This is a genomic window from Citrobacter sp. MGH103 (assembly GCF_001034475.2).
Classification (GTDB): Bacteria; Pseudomonadota; Gammaproteobacteria; order Enterobacterales; family Enterobacteriaceae; genus Citrobacter; species Citrobacter freundii.
In genome coordinates this window covers 2,822,783-2,840,097 of the sequence record NZ_CP073043.1, presented here as the reverse complement: position 1 = coordinate 2,840,097, position 17,315 = coordinate 2,822,783, and the positions used below count along the sequence as shown (strand labels likewise).

Annotated in this window: 17 protein-coding genes; 8 read left to right on the top strand and 9 right to left on the bottom strand. The window is 54.4% G+C overall.

What is annotated here, in order from left to right; all coding sequences use genetic code 11:
- Positions 1 to 69: 69 nt before the first annotated feature.
- Positions 70 to 1,413, bottom strand: a complete 1,344-nt coding sequence (gdhA, locus tag SK33_RS13710) for an NADP-specific glutamate dehydrogenase (RefSeq protein WP_048219044.1) — start codon at positions 1,411 to 1,413, stop codon at positions 70 to 72.
- Positions 1,414 to 1,650: 237 nt separating this feature from the next.
- Between gdhA and SK33_RS13705 the strand changes: the two genes are divergently transcribed.
- On the top strand, positions 1,651 to 1,926 hold the full coding sequence (locus tag SK33_RS13705) for a YnjH family protein (RefSeq protein WP_003840883.1): 276 nt from the start codon (positions 1,651 to 1,653) through the stop codon (positions 1,924 to 1,926).
- Here the strand turns inward: SK33_RS13705 and SK33_RS13700 are convergent.
- Entirely contained in the window at positions 1,886 to 2,299 is a 414-nt protein-coding gene (locus SK33_RS13700) for a pyrimidine (deoxy)nucleoside triphosphate diphosphatase (protein ID WP_003840884.1), read from the bottom strand. The genes SK33_RS13705 and SK33_RS13700 overlap by 41 nt on opposite strands.
- Positions 2,300 to 2,378: 79 nt before the next feature.
- Between SK33_RS13700 and SK33_RS13695 the strand changes: the two genes are divergently transcribed.
- Together SK33_RS13695 and SK33_RS13690 are read left to right on the top strand one after the other, a co-directional pair.
- Positions 2,379 to 2,948: a carboxymuconolactone decarboxylase family protein gene (locus SK33_RS13695; protein WP_048219043.1), complete on the top strand. Its 570-nt coding sequence runs from the start codon at positions 2,379 to 2,381 to the stop codon at positions 2,946 to 2,948.
- Positions 2,941 to 3,564 (top strand): CDP-alcohol phosphatidyltransferase family protein, encoded by a 624-nt coding sequence (locus SK33_RS13690; protein WP_048219042.1) that lies wholly within the window; start codon positions 2,941 to 2,943, stop codon positions 3,562 to 3,564. Before SK33_RS13695 ends, SK33_RS13690 begins: the two co-directional genes overlap by 8 nt.
- A 44-nt stretch (positions 3,565 to 3,608) precedes the next feature.
- Here SK33_RS13690 and SK33_RS13685 read toward each other — a convergent pair whose 3' ends face one another.
- The 7 genes from SK33_RS13685 to xthA form a co-directional block, all read right to left on the bottom strand.
- Complete coding sequence (locus SK33_RS13685; protein WP_003840887.1) at positions 3,609 to 4,916, bottom strand: sulfurtransferase; 1,308 nt, start codon at positions 4,914 to 4,916, stop codon at positions 3,609 to 3,611.
- A gap of 88 nt (positions 4,917 to 5,004) precedes the next feature.
- On the bottom strand, positions 5,005 to 5,637 hold the full coding sequence (locus SK33_RS13680) for an ATP-binding cassette domain-containing protein (RefSeq protein WP_044700015.1): 633 nt from the start codon (positions 5,635 to 5,637) through the stop codon (positions 5,005 to 5,007).
- Positions 5,637 to 7,172, bottom strand: coding sequence for a thiamine ABC transporter permease (locus tag SK33_RS13675; RefSeq protein WP_048219041.1), 1,536 nt, complete (start codon positions 7,170 to 7,172; stop codon positions 5,637 to 5,639). The genes SK33_RS13680 and SK33_RS13675 overlap by 1 nt, the downstream gene beginning before the upstream one ends.
- Positions 7,145 to 8,314, bottom strand: a complete 1,170-nt coding sequence (locus SK33_RS13670; RefSeq protein WP_048219040.1) for an ABC transporter substrate-binding protein — start codon at positions 8,312 to 8,314, stop codon at positions 7,145 to 7,147. Before SK33_RS13670 ends, SK33_RS13675 begins: the two co-directional genes overlap by 28 nt.
- A gap of 31 nt (positions 8,315 to 8,345) precedes the next feature.
- Positions 8,346 to 9,044 carry a TVP38/TMEM64 family protein gene (locus SK33_RS13665; RefSeq protein ID WP_048219039.1) on the bottom strand — a complete coding sequence of 233 codons (699 nt, stop codon included), beginning with the start codon at positions 9,042 to 9,044 and terminating at the stop codon, positions 8,346 to 8,348.
- Positions 9,041 to 9,697 carry a TVP38/TMEM64 family protein gene (locus SK33_RS13660; protein ID WP_174329794.1) on the bottom strand — a complete coding sequence of 219 codons (657 nt, stop codon included), beginning with the start codon at positions 9,695 to 9,697 and terminating at the stop codon, positions 9,041 to 9,043. Before SK33_RS13660 ends, SK33_RS13665 begins: the two co-directional genes overlap by 4 nt.
- A gap of 223 nt (positions 9,698 to 9,920) precedes the next feature.
- Positions 9,921 to 10,727 (bottom strand): exodeoxyribonuclease III, encoded by an 807-nt coding sequence (gene xthA / locus SK33_RS13655; protein WP_003030642.1) that lies wholly within the window; start codon positions 10,725 to 10,727, stop codon positions 9,921 to 9,923.
- A gap of 444 nt (positions 10,728 to 11,171) precedes the next feature.
- Between xthA and astC the strand changes: the two genes are divergently transcribed.
- From astC to astE, 5 genes are read left to right on the top strand one after another with little or no spacing between them, the layout of a single operon-like run.
- A complete protein-coding gene (gene astC / locus SK33_RS13650; RefSeq protein ID WP_048219037.1) occupies positions 11,172 to 12,392 on the top strand; it encodes a succinylornithine/acetylornithine transaminase in 1,221 nt (406 codons plus the stop codon).
- A complete protein-coding gene (gene astA, locus SK33_RS13645; protein ID WP_003030637.1) occupies positions 12,389 to 13,423 on the top strand; it encodes an arginine N-succinyltransferase in 1,035 nt (344 codons plus the stop codon). Before astC ends, astA begins: the two co-directional genes overlap by 4 nt.
- Positions 13,420 to 14,898, top strand: coding sequence for a succinylglutamate-semialdehyde dehydrogenase (astD, locus tag SK33_RS13640; protein WP_048219035.1), 1,479 nt, complete (start codon positions 13,420 to 13,422; stop codon positions 14,896 to 14,898). Before astA ends, astD begins: the two co-directional genes overlap by 4 nt.
- Positions 14,895 to 16,238, top strand: coding sequence for an N-succinylarginine dihydrolase (astB, locus tag SK33_RS13635; RefSeq protein WP_048219034.1), 1,344 nt, complete (start codon positions 14,895 to 14,897; stop codon positions 16,236 to 16,238). Before astD ends, astB begins: the two co-directional genes overlap by 4 nt.
- A complete protein-coding gene (astE, locus tag SK33_RS13630; protein ID WP_048219033.1) occupies positions 16,231 to 17,196 on the top strand; it encodes a succinylglutamate desuccinylase in 966 nt (321 codons plus the stop codon). The genes astB and astE overlap by 8 nt, the downstream gene beginning before the upstream one ends.
- Positions 17,197 to 17,315: the final 119 nt, after the last annotated feature.

The window sequence follows — 17,315 nt, the reverse complement described above, 5'->3', positions numbered from 1 at the left end:
ATAGCGCATCAGGCTTAGCCGGATACGGCACCCGTGCCTTATCCGGCCTACGGGCCTGCAGAGACAATATTAAATCACACCCTGACCCAACATCGCGTCGGCAACCTTTACGAAGCCTGCGATGTTGGCGCCACGTACGTAGTTGGTCTGCTTGCTGTCGCCGCCGTATTCAACGCAGGCATGGTGAATATCCAGCATGATGTGGTGCAGGCGCGCATCCACTTTCTCCGCTTTCCAGCCCAGACGAGCGGCGTTTTGCGCCATTTCCAGACCGGATGTCGCTACACCACCGGCGTTGGCGGCTTTACCCGGTGCGAACAGTACACCTGCCTCGAGGAACAGATCGGTGGCCTCGATAGTGGTCGGCATGTTTGCCCCTTCGGCGACAGCTTTCACGCCGTTGGCGATCAATACGCGTGCTGCATCGACATCCAGCTCGTTCTGCGTGGCACACGGTAGGGCGATGTCGACCGGAACCGACCACGGCTGTTTGCCTTCCAGGTAGGTCAGGCCAAACTCACGGGCATAATCTGCTACGCGACCGTCGCGGCTGTCTTTGATTGCGCACAGGCGCGCCAGTTTTTCTTTGGTAAATCCGCTTTCGTCGACTACGGTCCCACTGGAATCGGAGGCGGTAACTACCCGCGCGCCAAACTCCATGGCTTTCTCAATGGCGAATTGCGCCACGTTACCGGAGCCAGAAACAGCCACGCGCATGCCTTCAAAGCCCAGACCATGGCGTTTGAGCATCGCTTCGGTGAAATACACCAGACCGTAGCCGGTGGCTTCCGGGCGGATCAGACTGCCGCCGAAAGAGAGACCTTTACCGGTAAAGACGCAGGCGCTGTTGTTGGAGAGTTTTTTCATCATCCCGGCCATAAAGCCGACTTCACGGCCGCCCACACCGATATCGCCCGCCGGAACGTCGGTATCGGGACCTAAATGGCGGAACAGTTCGGTCATCAGCGCCTGGCAGAAACGCATGATTTCGCCTTCGCTTTTCCCTTTCGGATCGAAATCGCTCCCGCCTTTACCCCCGCCCATTGGCAGGGTGGTGAGGGCATTTTTAAACGTCTGCTCGAAGCCAAGGAATTTCAGGATCGACAGGTTCACGGAAGGGTGGAAACGCATACCGCCTTTGTATGGGCCAATGGCAGAGCTAAACTGCACGCGCCATGCGCGGTTGACCTGCACCTGATTGCGGTCGTCCAGCCAGACTACGCGGAACTGGATCACGCGCTCCGGTTCAACCAGACGTTCCAGCAATGACATCTGGCGATAACGCGGGTTTTGCTCAAGGAAAGGCCACAGCGTGGTCATTACCTCACGAACGGCTTGCGCGAACTCGGTTTGATTCGGGTCGCGCTTTTGCACATGGTTAAGGAATGACTCCAGAGAACATGTCTGATCCATAGATATAAGAACCTCTTATGTATTGATATGGTTATATTTTTGATTTTTGTGTTAAGTGTTGTGCAGTTTTTGACTATACCATCAGCACTGTGACGCGACGCAAGAAAAAATTAACCCCGCTAAGTAAATTAATATTGCGTCGTGGGTCATAACCAAAAACGATGATCGAAGAGGCTAAAGTTTCTGCCGATTTATACCGTTATACTGAGCATAATTGTCAGTTAAAAAGGAAAGAGTATGCGCCGTTTAATCGTGGCAGGCGTGTTGGCCCTGGTGTCCAGCGCGACGCTGGCAAATCAGCCTTATCGCCCGGATGTGCAGGTTAACGTACCGCCGGAAGTGTTCAGTTCCAGCGGTCAGCGGGCGCAGCCCTGTAGCCAGTGCTGTATTTATCAGGATCAAAACTATTCAGAAGGGGCAGTGATTAAAGCTGACGGCGTCTTGCTTCAGTGCCAACGCGATGAGAAAACGATCAGCACAAATCCGCTTGTCTGGCGTCGCGTAAAAGAATAAACGCTTCCAGTAGTGGGATATCGGCAGGCGCCAGCGGATAACGCAGCGCCTCTTCGGGTGAACACCAGACGATATCCTGATGTTCATACGCCTTCAGTTCCCCCTGATATGACGGTACATGCCAGGCATGTAAGTGAATCAGTCGGCCCGAAACCTCGCGTTGATGGCTGGCAATGTAGCGCCCCACGACTGCCTCAATGCCCAACTCTTCACGCAGTTCACGGAACAGCGCCTCGGGCTGACTTTCGCCCGATTCAACCTTACCGCCGGCAAACTCCCACATGCCTGACTGATCCGCATGTAGCGGACGCTGAGCCAGTAAAATTTTGCCATCACGTTCAATGATAGCGGCGACCACGTCGAGGGTTTTCATTATATTCATCAAGATCTAACAGCAGAAAATGACATACTATCGTTATCTTTGTTTTATCTAAAGTATTCAGGAGCCACCGTTGAACGAACCTCAGTCGTGGGTAAAGCCGTTAACGCGTATCCCTTCCAGTCTAAAACCGCTCGTTGCTACGCAGAAAAAACATTATGGCGATGTGCTGTATCCCACGCGCTGGTGGGGGCGGATGCCGTTTCTGTTCTGGCTGGTGGCGCTGTTTGTCGGGTTTCTGGAGCGTAAAAAGGCGCGCTTAACGCCGGTGATGCGCGCGCTGTTGATGACCCGCGTTTCTCAGGTGTGCCACTGCGCTTTCTGCGTTGATGCCAACAGTTTACGGCTGGCTGAACGCTGTGGCGCGCTGGATAAAGTCTTACAGGTTGCCAACTGGCAAGAATCGGCGCTATTTAGCGCAGAAGAGCAAGTAGCTCTGGCCTATGCCGATGCGGTGACCGCAACGCCTCCACAGGTTGATGATGCGCTGAAAGCGCAGATGAAGCAGCATTTTACCGATGATGCCATTACGGAAATGACCGCGCTGATTGCGTTTCAAAATCTCTCTGCGCGTTTTAATGCTGCTCTCGATATTCCTTCCCAGGGGCTGTGCGACAGCTTTAAAGGACGCCCGCATGCTTGATCGTCATATTCATCCGCGATTAAAACCGCTTTTGCATCGCTGCGTAAGCATTATTGATAAACCGGCGATTACCCCGGACGGGCTTACGCTGGTCGGTTTTGCCATTGGCGTGTTGGCCTTGCCATTTTTGGCGTTAGACTGGTATCTGGCAGCGCTGGCGGTCATTGTGCTCAATCGGCTTTTTGATGGGCTGGATGGGGCTCTGGCGCGGCGCAGAGGGCTAACCGACGCAGGCGTATTTCTTGATATCACGCTCGATTTTCTGTTTTACGCCTTAGTGCCATTCGGTTTTATGCTCGCCGATCCGGCGGCTAACTCGCTGGCTGGCGGCTGGCTGCTGTTCGCCTTTATGGGAACCGGCAGCAGCTTTCTGGCCTTTGCCGCGCTGGCGGCGAAACATCAAATTGATAACCCGGGCTACGCGCATAAATCGTTTTATTATCTGGGGGGACTGACCGAAGGTACTGAGACGATTTTGCTATTTGTGTTGGGTTGTCTGTTCCCGGAATATTTTGCCGTGATGGCGTGGGTCTTTGGCGCGCTGTGCTGGATGACGACATCTACCCGGATCTGGAGCGGATACCTGACACTGAAAGCGGTCCAGCGTCAGGCGTAGCGTATTGCGTTGCCGGATATGCTTATCCGGCAATAATGACAATCTTACTTACTGGCGTCCGGGCCCCGTTCACCGCTGGCAACCGGATTTTTTGGATTGCTGCTCCACTCATACCAGCCGCCGTCGTAGACGGAGACGTTTTTCCAGCCCATCGCGCGGGCATACATAAACGTTTCTGAAGCGCGCCAGCCGGTACCGCAATAGAAAGAGACCTGTTGATTCGGCAGGATATTCCATTGCTTCCACATGGCGGCGATGTCATCCGCGCTGCGCATGGTGCCATCCGGGTTATGAAAATCTTCCATATGCGTGGAGTCGCTGCCTGCGTGGCCCCAACGTGCACCTGCAATCTCACCTTTTGGCTTAATGTAGCTATAGCCACTGGTGGTACCGACAAATTCTGGCCATGAACGAATGCTCACCAAAGACGCATCCTGGCGATGCAGCAGACCGCGAGCCTGTTCCATATCGAGCATCAACTGCGGCTGGGCAGGGATTTTCACGCCGAAATCAGGTTCTGGTTTCACCGTTGGCGGAGTGCCGCGTTCGACCGGTAAACCTGAGTCGGACCAGGTTTGCCAACCGCCGTCGAGAAGACGAACATCTTTCACGCCTGCGTACAGCATAATTTGCGCCACGCGAGCGGCGGCATAGACATCGCGACCGTATAAAATCACCGTGGTGTCGTGGCGGATACCGTGTTTCGCCAGCATCGCTTTGAGCTGCGCGTCGGAAACTTTATTCCAAAGCGGTTCGCTTTCAACTTCGTTGGTATCAATGTAGCCCGCACCAGGGATGTGGCTGAGCAGATACAACTTCGGCGCGCCCCAGGCGGCCTCAATCACTTTCCAGTCACCCGCCGGTTTAGCGGTTACGTTTTTACCCTGCTGCAGGTCGTGCAGCCACTGTGGGTACACCAGCTGTTCGAAGTGCGGCAGACGTTGCAGGCGGGCTGGGTCCGTAAGCGCATCGCTGAGGGTGGAGATATGGTTAACGCCAACTTTTTGCAGGCGGGCTTTGACAGCCTGTATGTCGTTATCGCTACCATACAGCGCTACTGGCGCATCAGTTTTCAACTGATGTGACTGAACCCAGGCGCTGAGTTGTTCATCATTCATCTTGTCGAGCCAGGCGGCAGACAGGTTCAGTGCGGAAGGTTCGTGTCCTGAAGGACCATTAAGCGACTGCGGCCAGCCGTTGTAAAAAGCGCTCTGACGGGTATCGATCGCCGCGCCTTGCTTTTGCTGTAACTGGTCGAGGGTGAGCGTCTGTGCTGTTTCAGTAGCCCAGGAAGAAGCGCAAGCGAGCCCTAAAGCCAGTGCCAGCGCGGTCATTTGAGAAACACGTTTCATCGAATAGCCCGACGTTGAAAAAAAGAGGACGACATTCTGTGCCGCCGGTTAAGTAAAAACCTTGCGTTAACGCAGCATATCGCCACATTCATGCCCAGTTTTCCATCTGAAGTACGCGGCCTGCTGGCGGAACGTCCTGCGCATCATGGGTCACCTGTACCACCGGGATCCCCAATTTACGCACCTCGGTGAAGACCCATTGGCGAAAGGTGTCGCGTAGCGACGCATCCAGCCGACTAAAGGGTTCATCAAGTAACAGTGCCTGGGGCTGAGCCAGTAGCGCGCGGAGCAGGGCGACACGCGAGCGTTGTCCGCCGGAGAGCGACGCCGGATCGCGAGAATAAAAACCGGCCAGGTCAGCGCGTGCGAGAGCACTTTCCACCGCATGTCGTCTGGCGGAACCCTGCAGGCTGGCAGGTAGGGCCAGCAGTAAATTCTGCCCAACGCTGAAATGGTCAAACAACAACGCATCCTGGAACAGAATGCCAATCTGGCGCTGCGCCGTAGGTAGCGCGTCAACGCGTCGTTCGTTGAGCCACAGCTCGCCTGATGCCTGAAACTGAGGCGACAACGCCCCGACCATCCACGAAAACAACGAAGACTTTCCGCTGCCGGAAGAACCCATGATCGTGACAATGTCACTTTTGTCCACCTGAAAGGTAACGTTCTTCAGCAGCGCAGTCGCCCCCTGGTACAACGAAACGTTTTGCACAATGAGCATTAGCGGAGTCCTTGTCGAAAGCGGCCAACCCACGCGGCGAGAAAGGCTGCGAGTGCGAAAACGAGCAGTGGTAGAAGAAGCTGCCACAACGCTTGTGTTGCCAGAATCTCGCTGCTACCGCCGCTGCTTAATGCCACCGCTTCGGTGGTCAGAGTGGAATAGCGTCCGGCACCTAGCCACAGCGTCGGCATATACTGGGCGATACTGACCGAGAAGCCAACCGCGAAGGCAATCAATGCCGGGCGCACCAGCAGCGGGCATTTCACCAGCCAGAATATCCGCCCCTGCGACCAGCCCAGCGTTTGTGCAATCAAAATTAATCGCGAGTCAATGCGCTGCCAGGCCGGTTTAAGCACAAATAGCATCCAGGGCATCACCCACAGCAGGTGGCCCCAGATAATGGTCGTCATCAGTCCATCCTGTCCGGCATATAACGCCAGCAGATATTGTCCGGTTACCAGTGGTAGCGCAGGCAAAATGAGCGGTAGCCAGACCCAGCGGTGCCCGGTTTGTGGACCCCATTCCAGCCAGACAAAAAGTATCAGTAGCGCTAACACGCTGGAAAGGAGCCCTAGCTGCAGGCTATTGCTGAGCGCCTCGTGGTTTAGTGAGGAATAGCTGGCGATAAGCGCTAGTACAAGCGCGCATACCACACCGTTGACGGGCAAGATCTGTACCAGCGGGCGTGCGATTGTTATAGGTGAAAAATGCAGGCGTTCACCATTTACTGCCGGGATAGTACGTCGCCAGGCGCGCCACAACAGATAACTCACCAGCGCGATAATGAGGAGTAACAGCACCAGCAACAGGCTGGCGAGTGCGCCTTTCGCCTGCTGTTCGACATCGCCCTGACTGAGCCATTGCCAGCTCAATACGGCCAGTGTTGGCGGATTTCCGGGGCCGAGGACGATTGCCACATCCACAACGGAGAGTGACCAGGCAACAATCGCCAGCATAGCTTTACCTAATGCCGGGCCGATAGCGGGCAGTACCAGCCAGTTCAGGCATTGCAGTCGGCTGTAACCCAGCGAATCCAGCACGATAACCTGCTGCGAAAGTTGTTTTTCACTCAGTAGAGCCGAGAGGATCCATAACAAAAAAGCGCTCTCTTTCACCGCCAGCGTCACGCCAAGCCCGATGCCGTAACGGTCTGGTTGTGGGCTGAGGAACGGTAGCCATTGCCAGATTTTACCGCCTTCGGCAAAAACCAACAGCACGCTGGTGGCGAAGGCAACATGCGGGATCGCCAGCAGCCACGGAAGACGGGTGCTTAGTCGCGCCCAGCCTGCGCCGGGCCATAAAGCGAGGATTGCCAGTAGCGCGATGATCAGTGCGCCGCCGGCAGCCAGTCCTGTGGAAACAAGTGTCGCCAGTAACGCCTGCGGAAGTTGAGGGTCGGCAAAGAGAGCCAGCCAATGGGGTAGGCTAAGGGCTGGCGCTATCAGAGAGAAAGCCGCTGGCACCAACGGCAGATAAACTGCCGCCATGATGGCCCAGAGTAGCAAAATTAATGCGTACCGTAGCGGCGTAGCCATTCTTGTTCCAGAGCGTTTACCCAGGCAGCATGCGGTTCCGGCAGAACGGCAGGGAGTCCTTGTGGGATCCGCGCCAGCAGCGCATCACGCTGTTCGACAGGTAATTTTTGTGGATCAAGCACCGAAGGATCTCCCCAGACAGTTGAGTCGGCTTTACGCAGTTGTGCTTCGGGCGAAAGCAGGAAGTTTGCCACGACTTTTGCTCCGGCGCTGGCGCGGGCATTCGCCGGAATGGCAACAAAGTGCACGTTGCCGAGCATGCCCTGTGAGAAACCAAAACTGTAGCTGCTTTTAGGCAATTCGCCGCTGGCTACTTTTTGCTGCGCGTGGGCAGGGTTAAAGGTCAATGACAAATGCAGGGTGCCGCTATTGAGCAGTACATCCATTCGTGCTGGCGTGGGCGGAAAATCTTTGCCTTCACGCCAAAGTACAGGGTGCAAGGTATCAAGATAATGCCACAATGGCGCGGTAACGTCGGCGAATGTCGCTGCATCTGGCGCAACTTTCAATGCTTGTGGTTTGGTTGTGAGCGATATTAACAACTGCTCCAGAAACGCCGTGCCGGTAAAGTCTGGCGGGCGCGGATAGGTCACCGTGCCAGGGTTTGCCTGCGCAAATTCAAGCAGTGCTTGCGGAGATTGCGGCGGCTGCGCGGTGAGATCGCGCCGGGCAATAAAGGTGAGTTGGGCACCGCCCCACGGTGATTCAGCTCCCTCCGTTGGAACGGAGAAATCTTCGGTCACCGGTTTCTGGGTATCAACATAGCGCCAGTTAGGTAGCGTTTGCGCCCACTGAGTTTGCAGAAGCCCGGCTTCTTTCAGAGTGCGGAAGTTTTCGCCGTTAACCCACAATAAATCGACAGAACCCCCGGTTTTTCGCCCGGATGCTGCTTCTTTCTGGATACGTTTTACCGCGTCGGCGGCATCTGCGAGACGTACGATTTTCAGGTTAATGGCATAGTGCGTTTTCATCTCGCCGCTAACCCAATCGAGATACTGGTTAACTGCATTGTCGCCACCCCAGGCGTTGAACCACACCGTCTGACCGCGGGCATCATTTTTGATTTGTTGCCAGCCGTCGTCCTGGGCAAACGTCGCCAGCGGACAGAGCATTAAACTCAGGCACAATAAGCAGTAACGCATAGTATCTCCATGGCTAAAAATGGGGGAAGTCTCAGGTTTTTTTTCGCTGATGTTCAAGATAAAGGCTTCTCGCCACTGAAATTATTACGCTCAGAGCGAACAGGATGAACAGGCCGGTTACAAACCAAAATGTACCGCCGGTTAACAGGCTACCAGCCCATGAATAGACGATAGTGGCGGGTAACTGACCGATACCGGTGGCGATGAAAAAATGGCGAAACCGAATCGAGGTCAGGCCTGCTGCGTAGCTTACCGGATCGAACGGTACAAAAGGTAACAGTCGACAGACCAGAATGGTGTGCTTGCCATAACGCTCGAAAAAAGCGTCCATGTTGTTCAACACCGTTTTTCCGGTCAGTTTCTCCACCGCGCCACGGCCTAAAACGCGGGCAATAAAAAAGCACAGCGCCGCGCCGGCCATTGCGCTGCACCAGGACAATATGCCGCCCCAAAATGCACCAAACAGCGAGGCGTTGGCAAAGGTGATCACAAAAGCGGGAAGCGGGGCAACGATGGCCTGCAAGATCATCAGGAAGAATGAAACGACCGCCGCCTGAGTTCCGTAAGAACGAATAAAATTCTCAATTGCATGCTGATCGAGCGTGGCAAATGCCGCCAGGCTGGCGTGGAGAAAATCGCTCACGCCAGGTATCCACACCCACGCCATCAGCGCGAGCAGCAGCAGGATTATCACTCCTGCGCGGTAGTAATGGATGCGTCGTTTTATCATTTATCTGCGCACTTGTGAGGAGCTGACGGATCGATATGCTTATACCGGGCCCAGGCTTTGGCTGCCTGAACGAGGGCGAATAACGCCAGCCCCGCCACGCTGAGCTTACCGATAAATGCCCAACTAATTCCTTCGCTGGCCAGTTCGTGCGACATCAGCGTATAAATAAAAATGCCTGGTAAAGTGGTTGCCGCAGATATCACGGTAAATGACCAGAACGGAATAGCCGTCAGCCCATAGGCGTAATTTTGAATGTTATAAGGGAACAGCGGCACGAGCCGGGTGAGGATCAGAAAGTCAACTCCGCTATGGGCAATACCTTTTTCGATAGCCTGAAACATTGTCGTATGCCCAACGTATTTCAGGAGCAGATCCCGTCCAAGCCAGCGAGCCAGCAAAAACGACAGCGCCGAGGCCACGGTTGCTGCCACTAACGAGATAAGCGTCCCTGCCACGGGGCCAAACAGCACACCGCCGACGATCACCAGGATGCTACCGGGGATCAGACACAGCGCAGCAACAATAAACAGCAGGATATAAAGCGTATAGCCGAACATACCGCTTTGGCGGATGACGTCTTGCAAATGATGGAAATTGGTTATCAGGTCGGTCAGACCATAATGATGGAAAACTCCCGCCAGAACGCAGAACAGGACCGCGACAATCAGCAGCCGGTATTCTGCTTTATGCGAACTTCTTTTTCATGGGGGTTCTCCTGTAAAACCGAGTGCAATGGAGCATTTTCGTCAGCGAAAAGTGCGCGCGAAGATATAATAAATTCCCGGCCGCAACAATGTATTACCGTCGCTTTATTGATTTTGCACAGAATTAACAGACTCTCCAGGCCGGGCCCGGAGAGTAAAAAAACATAGAAGGTCAGACGCGGAATTTAGCCCATACCGGCGCATGGTCGGACGGTTTTTCCATGCTGCGAATTTCATAGTCGATGCCGGTTTCTTCGCAGCGTTCCGCCAATGGGTTGCTCGCCAGCAGCAGATCGATACGCAGGCCACGGTTATCGTCAAAGCCTTTTGAGCGGTAATCAAACCACGAGAACTGGTCATTCTTTTCAGGATTTGCGTGACGGTAGGTATCCACCAGACCCCAGCCCAGCAGGCGTTCCATCCACTCACGCTCCTCCGGCAGGAAGGAACATTTTCCGGTACGCAGCCAGCGTTTACGGTTCTCTTCGCCAATGCCGATATCGAGATCGGTTGGGCTAATATTCATATCGCCCATGATCAATACCGGATTGTCGCGCTTCAACTCTGTCTCAAGATAGTTTTGCAGGTTCTGATAAAACGCGGCTTTGGCCGGGAATTTAGTTTCATGGTCGCGGCTTTCGCCCTGCGGGAAATAGCCGTTGATCACAGTGATGCTGCCCAGAGGGGACGGAATTTCTGCCATGATGATACGACGCTGCGCTTCTTCGTCATCGCCCGGGAAGCCACGACGTACCGCAATTGGCGTTTCTTTCGTTAACAACGCGACGCCGTAATGGCCTTTCTGGCCGTGATAAAAGACGTTGTAACCGAGCTTTGCTACCTCTTCGAGAGGGAACATATCGTCGTGGACTTTTGTCTCCTGTAAGCCAATAACATCCGGTTGGTGTTTTTCGACAATGGCTGCCAGTTGATGGGGACGGGCACGCAGGCCGTTGATATTAAAAGAGACAAATTTCATAGTCACTGCCACTTTGCAAGATGAATAGTGCAAGGATGGTAGCAGAATTTCTGCAGACTGACTGCTTCTTGTCACCTGATTCCAACAATGATTGCTAATGGTGTTAACGATGGAGCAAAAACTGCACCGTTTTGGCGCGAAGCGCGTCGGAATGGAGCAATAATTTCCGAAAAATTTCGTATACGATCACAATTCCAGAATTATATTTGGCGACTGAATAAAACTGCGTTTTTTCCTCTGTTTAGTCACCTGATGCGCAAACATATTCACTTTATATGCACGTATAGTGAATATCGTCACGTTGTAACCTGTTGATATTCCGTTCTCGCCCTCCGTTTATGCACTTTTTTTGCTGGCTGGCACGAACCCTGCAATCTACATTTACACCGCAAACACTATATTTATTAACATATAAATAACCTTTTATTTACCGTTGAGGTCGCTATGTCTCTGTCAATTACGCGTGAAAATTTTGATGAATGGATGATGCCCGTATACGCTCCGGCCCCTTTTATTCCGGTGCGGGGTGAAGGTTCACGTCTGTGGGATCAGCAGGGTAAAGAGTATATCGATTTCGCGGGAGGCATTGCGGTTAACGCGCTGGGTCACGCCCATCCGGCATTGCGCGAGGCATTAAACGACCAGGCGAGCAAATTCTGGCATACCGGAAATGGCTACACCAACGAGCCGGTATTGCGTCTGGCGAAAAAACTGATTGACGCCACCTTCGCCGAGCGCATTTTCTTCTGTAACTCCGGCGCAGAAGCCAACGAAGCGGCACTAAAACTGGCGCGTAAATATGCCCACGATCGTTTTGGTAGCCAGAAGAGCGGGATTGTGGCGTTTAAAAATGCCTTCCATGGCCGCACGCTGTTTACCGTCAGCGCCGGCGGTCAGCCCGCCTATTCACAGGATTTCGCGCCGTTGCCGCCGGATATCCGCCATGCCGTGTATAACGATCTCGATTCTGCCAGCCAACTGATTGATGACACGACCTGTGCGGTCATCGTCGAGCCTGTCCAGGGCGAAGGCGGCGTGGTGCCAGCAACAAACACGTTTTTGCAGGGGTTGCGTGAATTATGCGATCGCCATAATGCGCTGCTGATTTTTGATGAGGTTCAGACCGGGGTTGGCCGTACTGGCGAGCTGTATGCCTATATGCATTACGGCGTTACGCCGGACCTGCTGACGACAGCTAAAGCGCTGGGCGGTGGTTTCCCCATCGGCGCACTGCTGGCGACAGAGCATTGCGCCAGTGTGATGACGGTGGGTACGCACGGTACAACGTACGGCGGCAACCCGCTGGCGACGGCTGTGGCGGGTAAACTGCTGAAAATTGTTAACACGCCGGAAGTGCTCAACGGAGTAAAACAGCGCCACGACTGGTTTGTGGAGCGTATTAACGCCATTAACGAACGTTTTGGACTGTTTAGTGAAATTCGTGGACTCGGGCTGCTGATCGGCTGCGTGCTGAACGCGGAATTTGCCGGGAAAGCGAAACTCATCTCGCAAGAAGCGGCTGTTGCCGGGGTGATGATACTGATTGCTGGCGCTAACGTGGTGCGTTTTGCGCCAGCGCTCAATGTCAGCGAAGAAGAAGTCGCCACCGGACTTGATCGCTTTGCGCTGGCCTGCGAACGCATTAAAGCAGGAGGTTCATCATGATGGTGATTCGTCCCATTGAACGTGCTGATATCACCGCGTTGATGCAGCTTGCCGGTAAGACCGGCGGTGGGTTGACCTCGCTACCGGCGAATGAAGCGACGCTGATGGCGCGTATCGAACGTTCGCTACAAACCTGGCGCGGTGAGTTGCCCAAAAGTGAGCAGGGATATGTATTTGTGCTGGAAGACAGCGCCAGCGGAACCGTGGCCGGGATTTGCGCCATCGAGGTGGCAGTCGGGCTTAACGATCCCTGGTACAACTATCGGGTCGGCACACTGGTCCACGCCTCGAAAGAGCTGAACGTGTATAACGCGCTGCCGACGCTGTTTCTGAGTAACGATCACACGGGTAGCAGCGAGCTTTGTACGCTGTTTCTCGATCCGGACTGGCGAAAAGAAGGCAACGGCTATTTGTTGTCAAAATCGCGCTTTATGTTTATGGCCGCGTTTCGTGACAAGTTTAATGAGAAGGTCGTGGCTGAGATGCGCGGCGTGATCGATGAGCACGGTTACTCGCCGTTTTGGCAAAGCCTCGGCAAACGCTTTTTTTCAATGGAGTTCAGCCGGGCGGATTTTCTCTGCGGAACAGGGCAAAAAGCGTTTATTGCTGAATTAATGCCCAAGCATCCTATTTACACCGATTTCCTGTCTGATGAAGCACAAAGCGTGATTGGTCAGGTTCATCCGCAAACGGCGCCCGCGCGGGCGGTGCTGGAGAAAGAGGGCTTTCGCTATCGCAACTATGTCGATATTTTCGACGGCGGGCCGACGCTGGAATGCGATATTGATCGGGTGCGGGCGATTCGTAAAAGCAGGCTGGTGGAAGTGGCGGAAGGTCAGCCAGCAACCGGCGATTATCCGGCCTGTCTGGTTGCCAATGAAAACTATCAAAACTTCCGCGTCATGCTGGTTCGCGCAGACCCGGATACCCAACGTCTGGTACTGACGGCGGCACAACTGGATGCCCTGAAATGCCACGCGGGCGACCATGTACGTTTTGTGCGTCTTTGTGCAGAGGAGAAAACAGCATGACACTATGGATAAACGGTGACTGGGTGACGGGACTGGGCGAGCGTCGGGTGAAAACCAACCCAGTAGGTGGTGATGTGCTGTGGCACGGCAATGATGCCGATGCCACGCAGGTGACGCAAGCGTGCCAGGCTGCGCGTGCAGCTTTTGCCGGTTGGGCTAAACAGCCCTTCAGTGAACGCCAGGCGATTGTTGAAAAGTTTGCTTCATTGCTGGAAAGCAATAAGTCCGAGCTAACCCAGATTATCGCCAGGGAAACCGGCAAACCACGCTGGGAAGCCGCGACTGAACTGACGGCGATGATCAATAAAATCGCCATCTCCGTCAAAGCTTACCATGCCCGTACCGGAGAGCAGCACAGCGAACTACCGGATGGCGCGGCAACGTTGCGCCATCGCCCACACGGCGTGCTGGCGGTTTTTGGTCCGTATAACTTCCCGGGCCATTTACCCAATGGCCATATTGTTCCGGCACTGCTGGCTGGCAATACCTTGATTTTCAAACCCAGCGAGCTGACGCCGTGGACCGGAGAAGCAGTAGCAAAGCTGTGGGAACAGGCGGGATTGCCGCCGGGCGTGCTGAACCTGGTGCAGGGCGGACGTGAAACAGGGCAGGCGCTGAGTGCGCTGGAAGACCTCGATGGTCTGCTGTTTACCGGCAGCGCCAATACCGGTTATCACCTTCATCGACAGTTATCTGGTCAGCCAGAAAAAATCCTCGCCCTCGAGATGGGAGGGAATAACCCGCTGATTATAGAGAACCCGGAGGATATTGATGCCGCCGTGCATCTGACCATTCAGTCCGCATTTGTCACCGCCGGACAGCGCTGTACCTGTGCCCGCCGCCTGTTAGTTAAAAAAGGCGCGCAGGGTGATGCGTTCCTGACGCGTCTGGTGGAGGTTAGTCAGCGTTTAATGCCCGGCAACTGGGATGCGGAACCACAGCCGTTTATGGGCGGACTGATTTCCGAACAGGCAGCGCAGCATGTCTATGATGCCTGGCAGCGTCTGGCATCGTTAGGTGGCCGTACGCTGTTAGCACCGCGTCTGGTGAAAGCCGGAACGTCACTGCTGACTCCCGGCATCATCGAACTGACCGGGGCGGCGAACGTACCTGATGAAGAGGTTTTTGGCCCTCTGCTTGGCGTCTGGCGCTATGACAGCTTTGATGACGCGATTCGCATGGCGAACAACACCCGTTTTGGACTGTCGTGTGGGTTAGTTTCACCCGATCGCAGCCAATTTGATCAATTGCTGTTGGAGGCGCGGGCAGGGATCGTCAACTGGAATAAGCCGTTAACCGGCGCTGCGAGTACCGCACCGTTTGGCGGCGTTGGCGCTTCCGGGAACCATCGCGCCAGCGCGTGGTATGCTGCAGATTATTGCGCCTGGCCGATGGCAAGTCTGGAATCACCGGCCTTAACGCTGCCAACGGCGCTTAGCCCCGGGCTGGATTTTTCTCGCGAGGTTAATCTATGAAAGCCCGTGAGGTAAATTTTGATGGCCTGGTGGGATTGACTCACCACTATGCTGGATTGTCATTTGGTAATGAGGCCTCAACCAAACATCGATTTCAGGTGTCGAACCCGCGTCTGGCGGCGAAGCAAGGTCTGCTAAAGATGAAAGCGCTGGCGGATGCGGGTTTTCCTCAGGCGGTGATCCCCCCCCACGAGCGGCCTTTTATTCCGGTTCTGCGTCAGTTGGGTTTTAGCGGCAGTGACGAACAGGTGCTGGAGAAAGTGGCGCGTCAGGCACCTCACTGGCTCTCCAGTGCCAGCTCCGCATCGCCTATGTGGGTAGCGAATGCGGCAACGGTTTGCCCTTCAGCAGATTCGCTGGACGGGAAAGTGCATCTGACGGTGGCGAATCTGAATAATAAGTTCCACCGTTCGCTGGAAGCGCCTACTACCGAAGCGTTGCTACGGGCGATTTTCCGTGATGAGAATAGTTTTGCTGTCCACGGTGCGTTACCCCAGGTTGCGCTTTTCGGTGATGAAGGGGCGGCAAACCATAACCGCCTCGGTGGAGATTACGGCGATCCCGGTGTACAGCTATTTGTTTACGGTCGTGAAGAAGGCAATGCATCCCAGCCGAAGCGCTATCCGGCAAGGCAATCCCGTGAGGCCAGTGAGGCGGTCGCACGACTGAATCAGGTTAACCCGCATCAGTGTATTTTTGCTCAGCAAAATCCGGATGTCATCGATCTTGGTGTGTTTCATAACGATGTGATTGCGGTGTCGAATCGCCAGGTGTTGTTTTGTCATCAGCAAGCGTTTGTCAGACAGCAGGCGTTATTAGAGCAGTTGCGTAGTCAGGTGGCAGGTTTTACCCCGCTGGAAGTCCCGACTGCGGAAGTTTCGGTGCAGGATGCGGTGACTACCTATCTGTTTAACAGTCAGTTGCTGAGTCGTGATGACGGTTCGATGATGCTGGTCCTGCCACAGGAGTGCCGGGAGCATGCTGGTGTGTGGCGGTATCTGAACCGTCTTGTCGAGGAAGACAATCCGATCGATGATCTGCGGGTATTCGATCTGCGTGAAAGTATGTCCAACGGCGGCGGTCCGGCATGCTTGCGCCTGAGAGTGGTGCTCACCTTGCAGGAACAGCAGGCGGTGAATCCGGCGGTTATCATGAACGATATGCTGTTTAACACGTTGAATAACTGGGTTGACCGTTACTATCGCGATCGTCTTACCGCTGCCGACCTTGCCGACCCACAGCTGTTGCGCGAGGGGCGTGAAGCGCTGGATACGCTGACGCAATTGCTTAACCTCGGCTCTGTGTATCCTTTCCAGCAGGAGGGGATGCGCCATGGATAACTTTCTGGCTATCACGCTCGCAGGCGCCACTCCAGAGAAAACGCAAGGAACCATTCATGGTTTTGACTGGCAGTGGATCGGTCACGGAATTCTGGAACTGACGCCGCTTGCACCCGTTGAACATTCTCTGGTGCTGTCTGCGGGGATCCATGGCAATGAAACCGCGCCGGTAGAGATACTCGACTCATTGTTGTCCAGGTTATTTAGCGGCGAGCTGGTACTAACATGGCGGCTACTGGTGATTCTGGGAAACCCGCAGGCGCTTGCTGCGGGAAAACGGTATTGTCATAGCGACCTGAATCGTATGTTTTGCGGCCGGTGGCAGATTTTTACCGCGAGTGAAGAAACGCGCCGAGCCCATGAGCTTGAGCTGTGTCTGGAGGATTTTTATTCGCGGGCGAAAGAGCCAGCACGCTGGCATCTGGATCTACACACCGCGATTCGCGGTTCACAGCATCTGCGCTTTGGCGTGTTGCCACAACGCAACGTTGCCTGGGATGAGGGTTTTCTTGAATGGCTGGGAGATGCGGGACTGGAGGCGCTGGTCTTCCATCAGGCGCCTGGCGGTACGTTCACCCATTTTAGCGCTGAACATTTTGGCGCACTGGCCTGTACGCTGGAACTCGGTAAAGCGCTGCCGTTTGGACAAAACGATCTGTCCCAGTTTGCGCAAACGGCAGACGCACTGGCGCAGTTGCTGCGAGGCGAGCGAGTATCGACGGGAGAAACATCTCCGCTGCGCTACCGCGTAGTGTCGCAAATCACGCGACGTAGCGATGATTTTATTCTCCATATGGATAACCAGACGCTCAACTTTACCCCTTTTAAAGAGGGAACCTTGCTGGCGCAGGACGGTGATGAACGTTTTATTGTCACCCATGATGTTGAATACGTTCTCTTTCCGAATCCCAACGTGGCCTGTGGTTTACGTGCCGGGCTGATGCTCCAAAAAATGTGATAAATATATATGCCTTGCAGGTTTATCCTTCAGGGCTTATTTTTGCGTGCTGTTTTTATTTATTACGGATTATTCCTGGTGAATTGCTTTCTTAATAAGCAGGGTTCAGGTATAGTTCT

What these genes read in the sequence shown, in the direction of transcription:
- SK33_RS13705 (WP_003840883.1), top strand. Translation starts at nt 1,651, where the DNA reads ATGCGCCGTTTAATCGTGGCAGGCGTGTTGGCCCTGGTGTCCAGCGCG.
- SK33_RS13700 (WP_003840884.1), bottom strand. Translation starts at nt 2,299, where the DNA reads ATGAAAACCCTCGACGTGGTCGCCGCTATCATTGAACGTGATGGCAAA.
- astD (WP_048219035.1), top strand. Translation starts at nt 13,420, where the DNA reads ATGACACTATGGATAAACGGTGACTGGGTGACGGGACTGGGCGAGCGT.
- SK33_RS13690 (WP_048219042.1), top strand. Translation starts at nt 2,941, where the DNA reads ATGCTTGATCGTCATATTCATCCGCGATTAAAACCGCTTTTGCATCGC.
- SK33_RS13685 (WP_003840887.1), bottom strand. Translation starts at nt 4,916, where the DNA reads ATGAAACGTGTTTCTCAAATGACCGCGCTGGCACTGGCTTTAGGGCTC.
- astB (WP_048219034.1), top strand. Translation starts at nt 14,895, where the DNA reads ATGAAAGCCCGTGAGGTAAATTTTGATGGCCTGGTGGGATTGACTCAC.
- SK33_RS13670 (WP_048219040.1), bottom strand. Translation starts at nt 8,314, where the DNA reads ATGCGTTACTGCTTATTGTGCCTGAGTTTAATGCTCTGTCCGCTGGCG.
- SK33_RS13675 (WP_048219041.1), bottom strand. Translation starts at nt 7,172, where the DNA reads ATGGCTACGCCGCTACGGTACGCATTAATTTTGCTACTCTGGGCCATC.
- SK33_RS13665 (WP_048219039.1), bottom strand. Translation starts at nt 9,044, where the DNA reads ATGATAAAACGACGCATCCATTACTACCGCGCAGGAGTGATAATCCTG.
- gdhA (WP_048219044.1), bottom strand. Translation starts at nt 1,413, where the DNA reads ATGGATCAGACATGTTCTCTGGAGTCATTCCTTAACCATGTGCAAAAG.
- astA (WP_003030637.1), top strand. Translation starts at nt 12,389, where the DNA reads ATGATGGTGATTCGTCCCATTGAACGTGCTGATATCACCGCGTTGATG.
- astC (WP_048219037.1), top strand. Translation starts at nt 11,172, where the DNA reads ATGTCTCTGTCAATTACGCGTGAAAATTTTGATGAATGGATGATGCCC.
- astE (WP_048219033.1), top strand. Translation starts at nt 16,231, where the DNA reads ATGGATAACTTTCTGGCTATCACGCTCGCAGGCGCCACTCCAGAGAAA.
- SK33_RS13680 (WP_044700015.1), bottom strand. Translation starts at nt 5,637, where the DNA reads ATGCTCATTGTGCAAAACGTTTCGTTGTACCAGGGGGCGACTGCGCTG.
- xthA (WP_003030642.1), bottom strand. Translation starts at nt 10,727, where the DNA reads ATGAAATTTGTCTCTTTTAATATCAACGGCCTGCGTGCCCGTCCCCAT.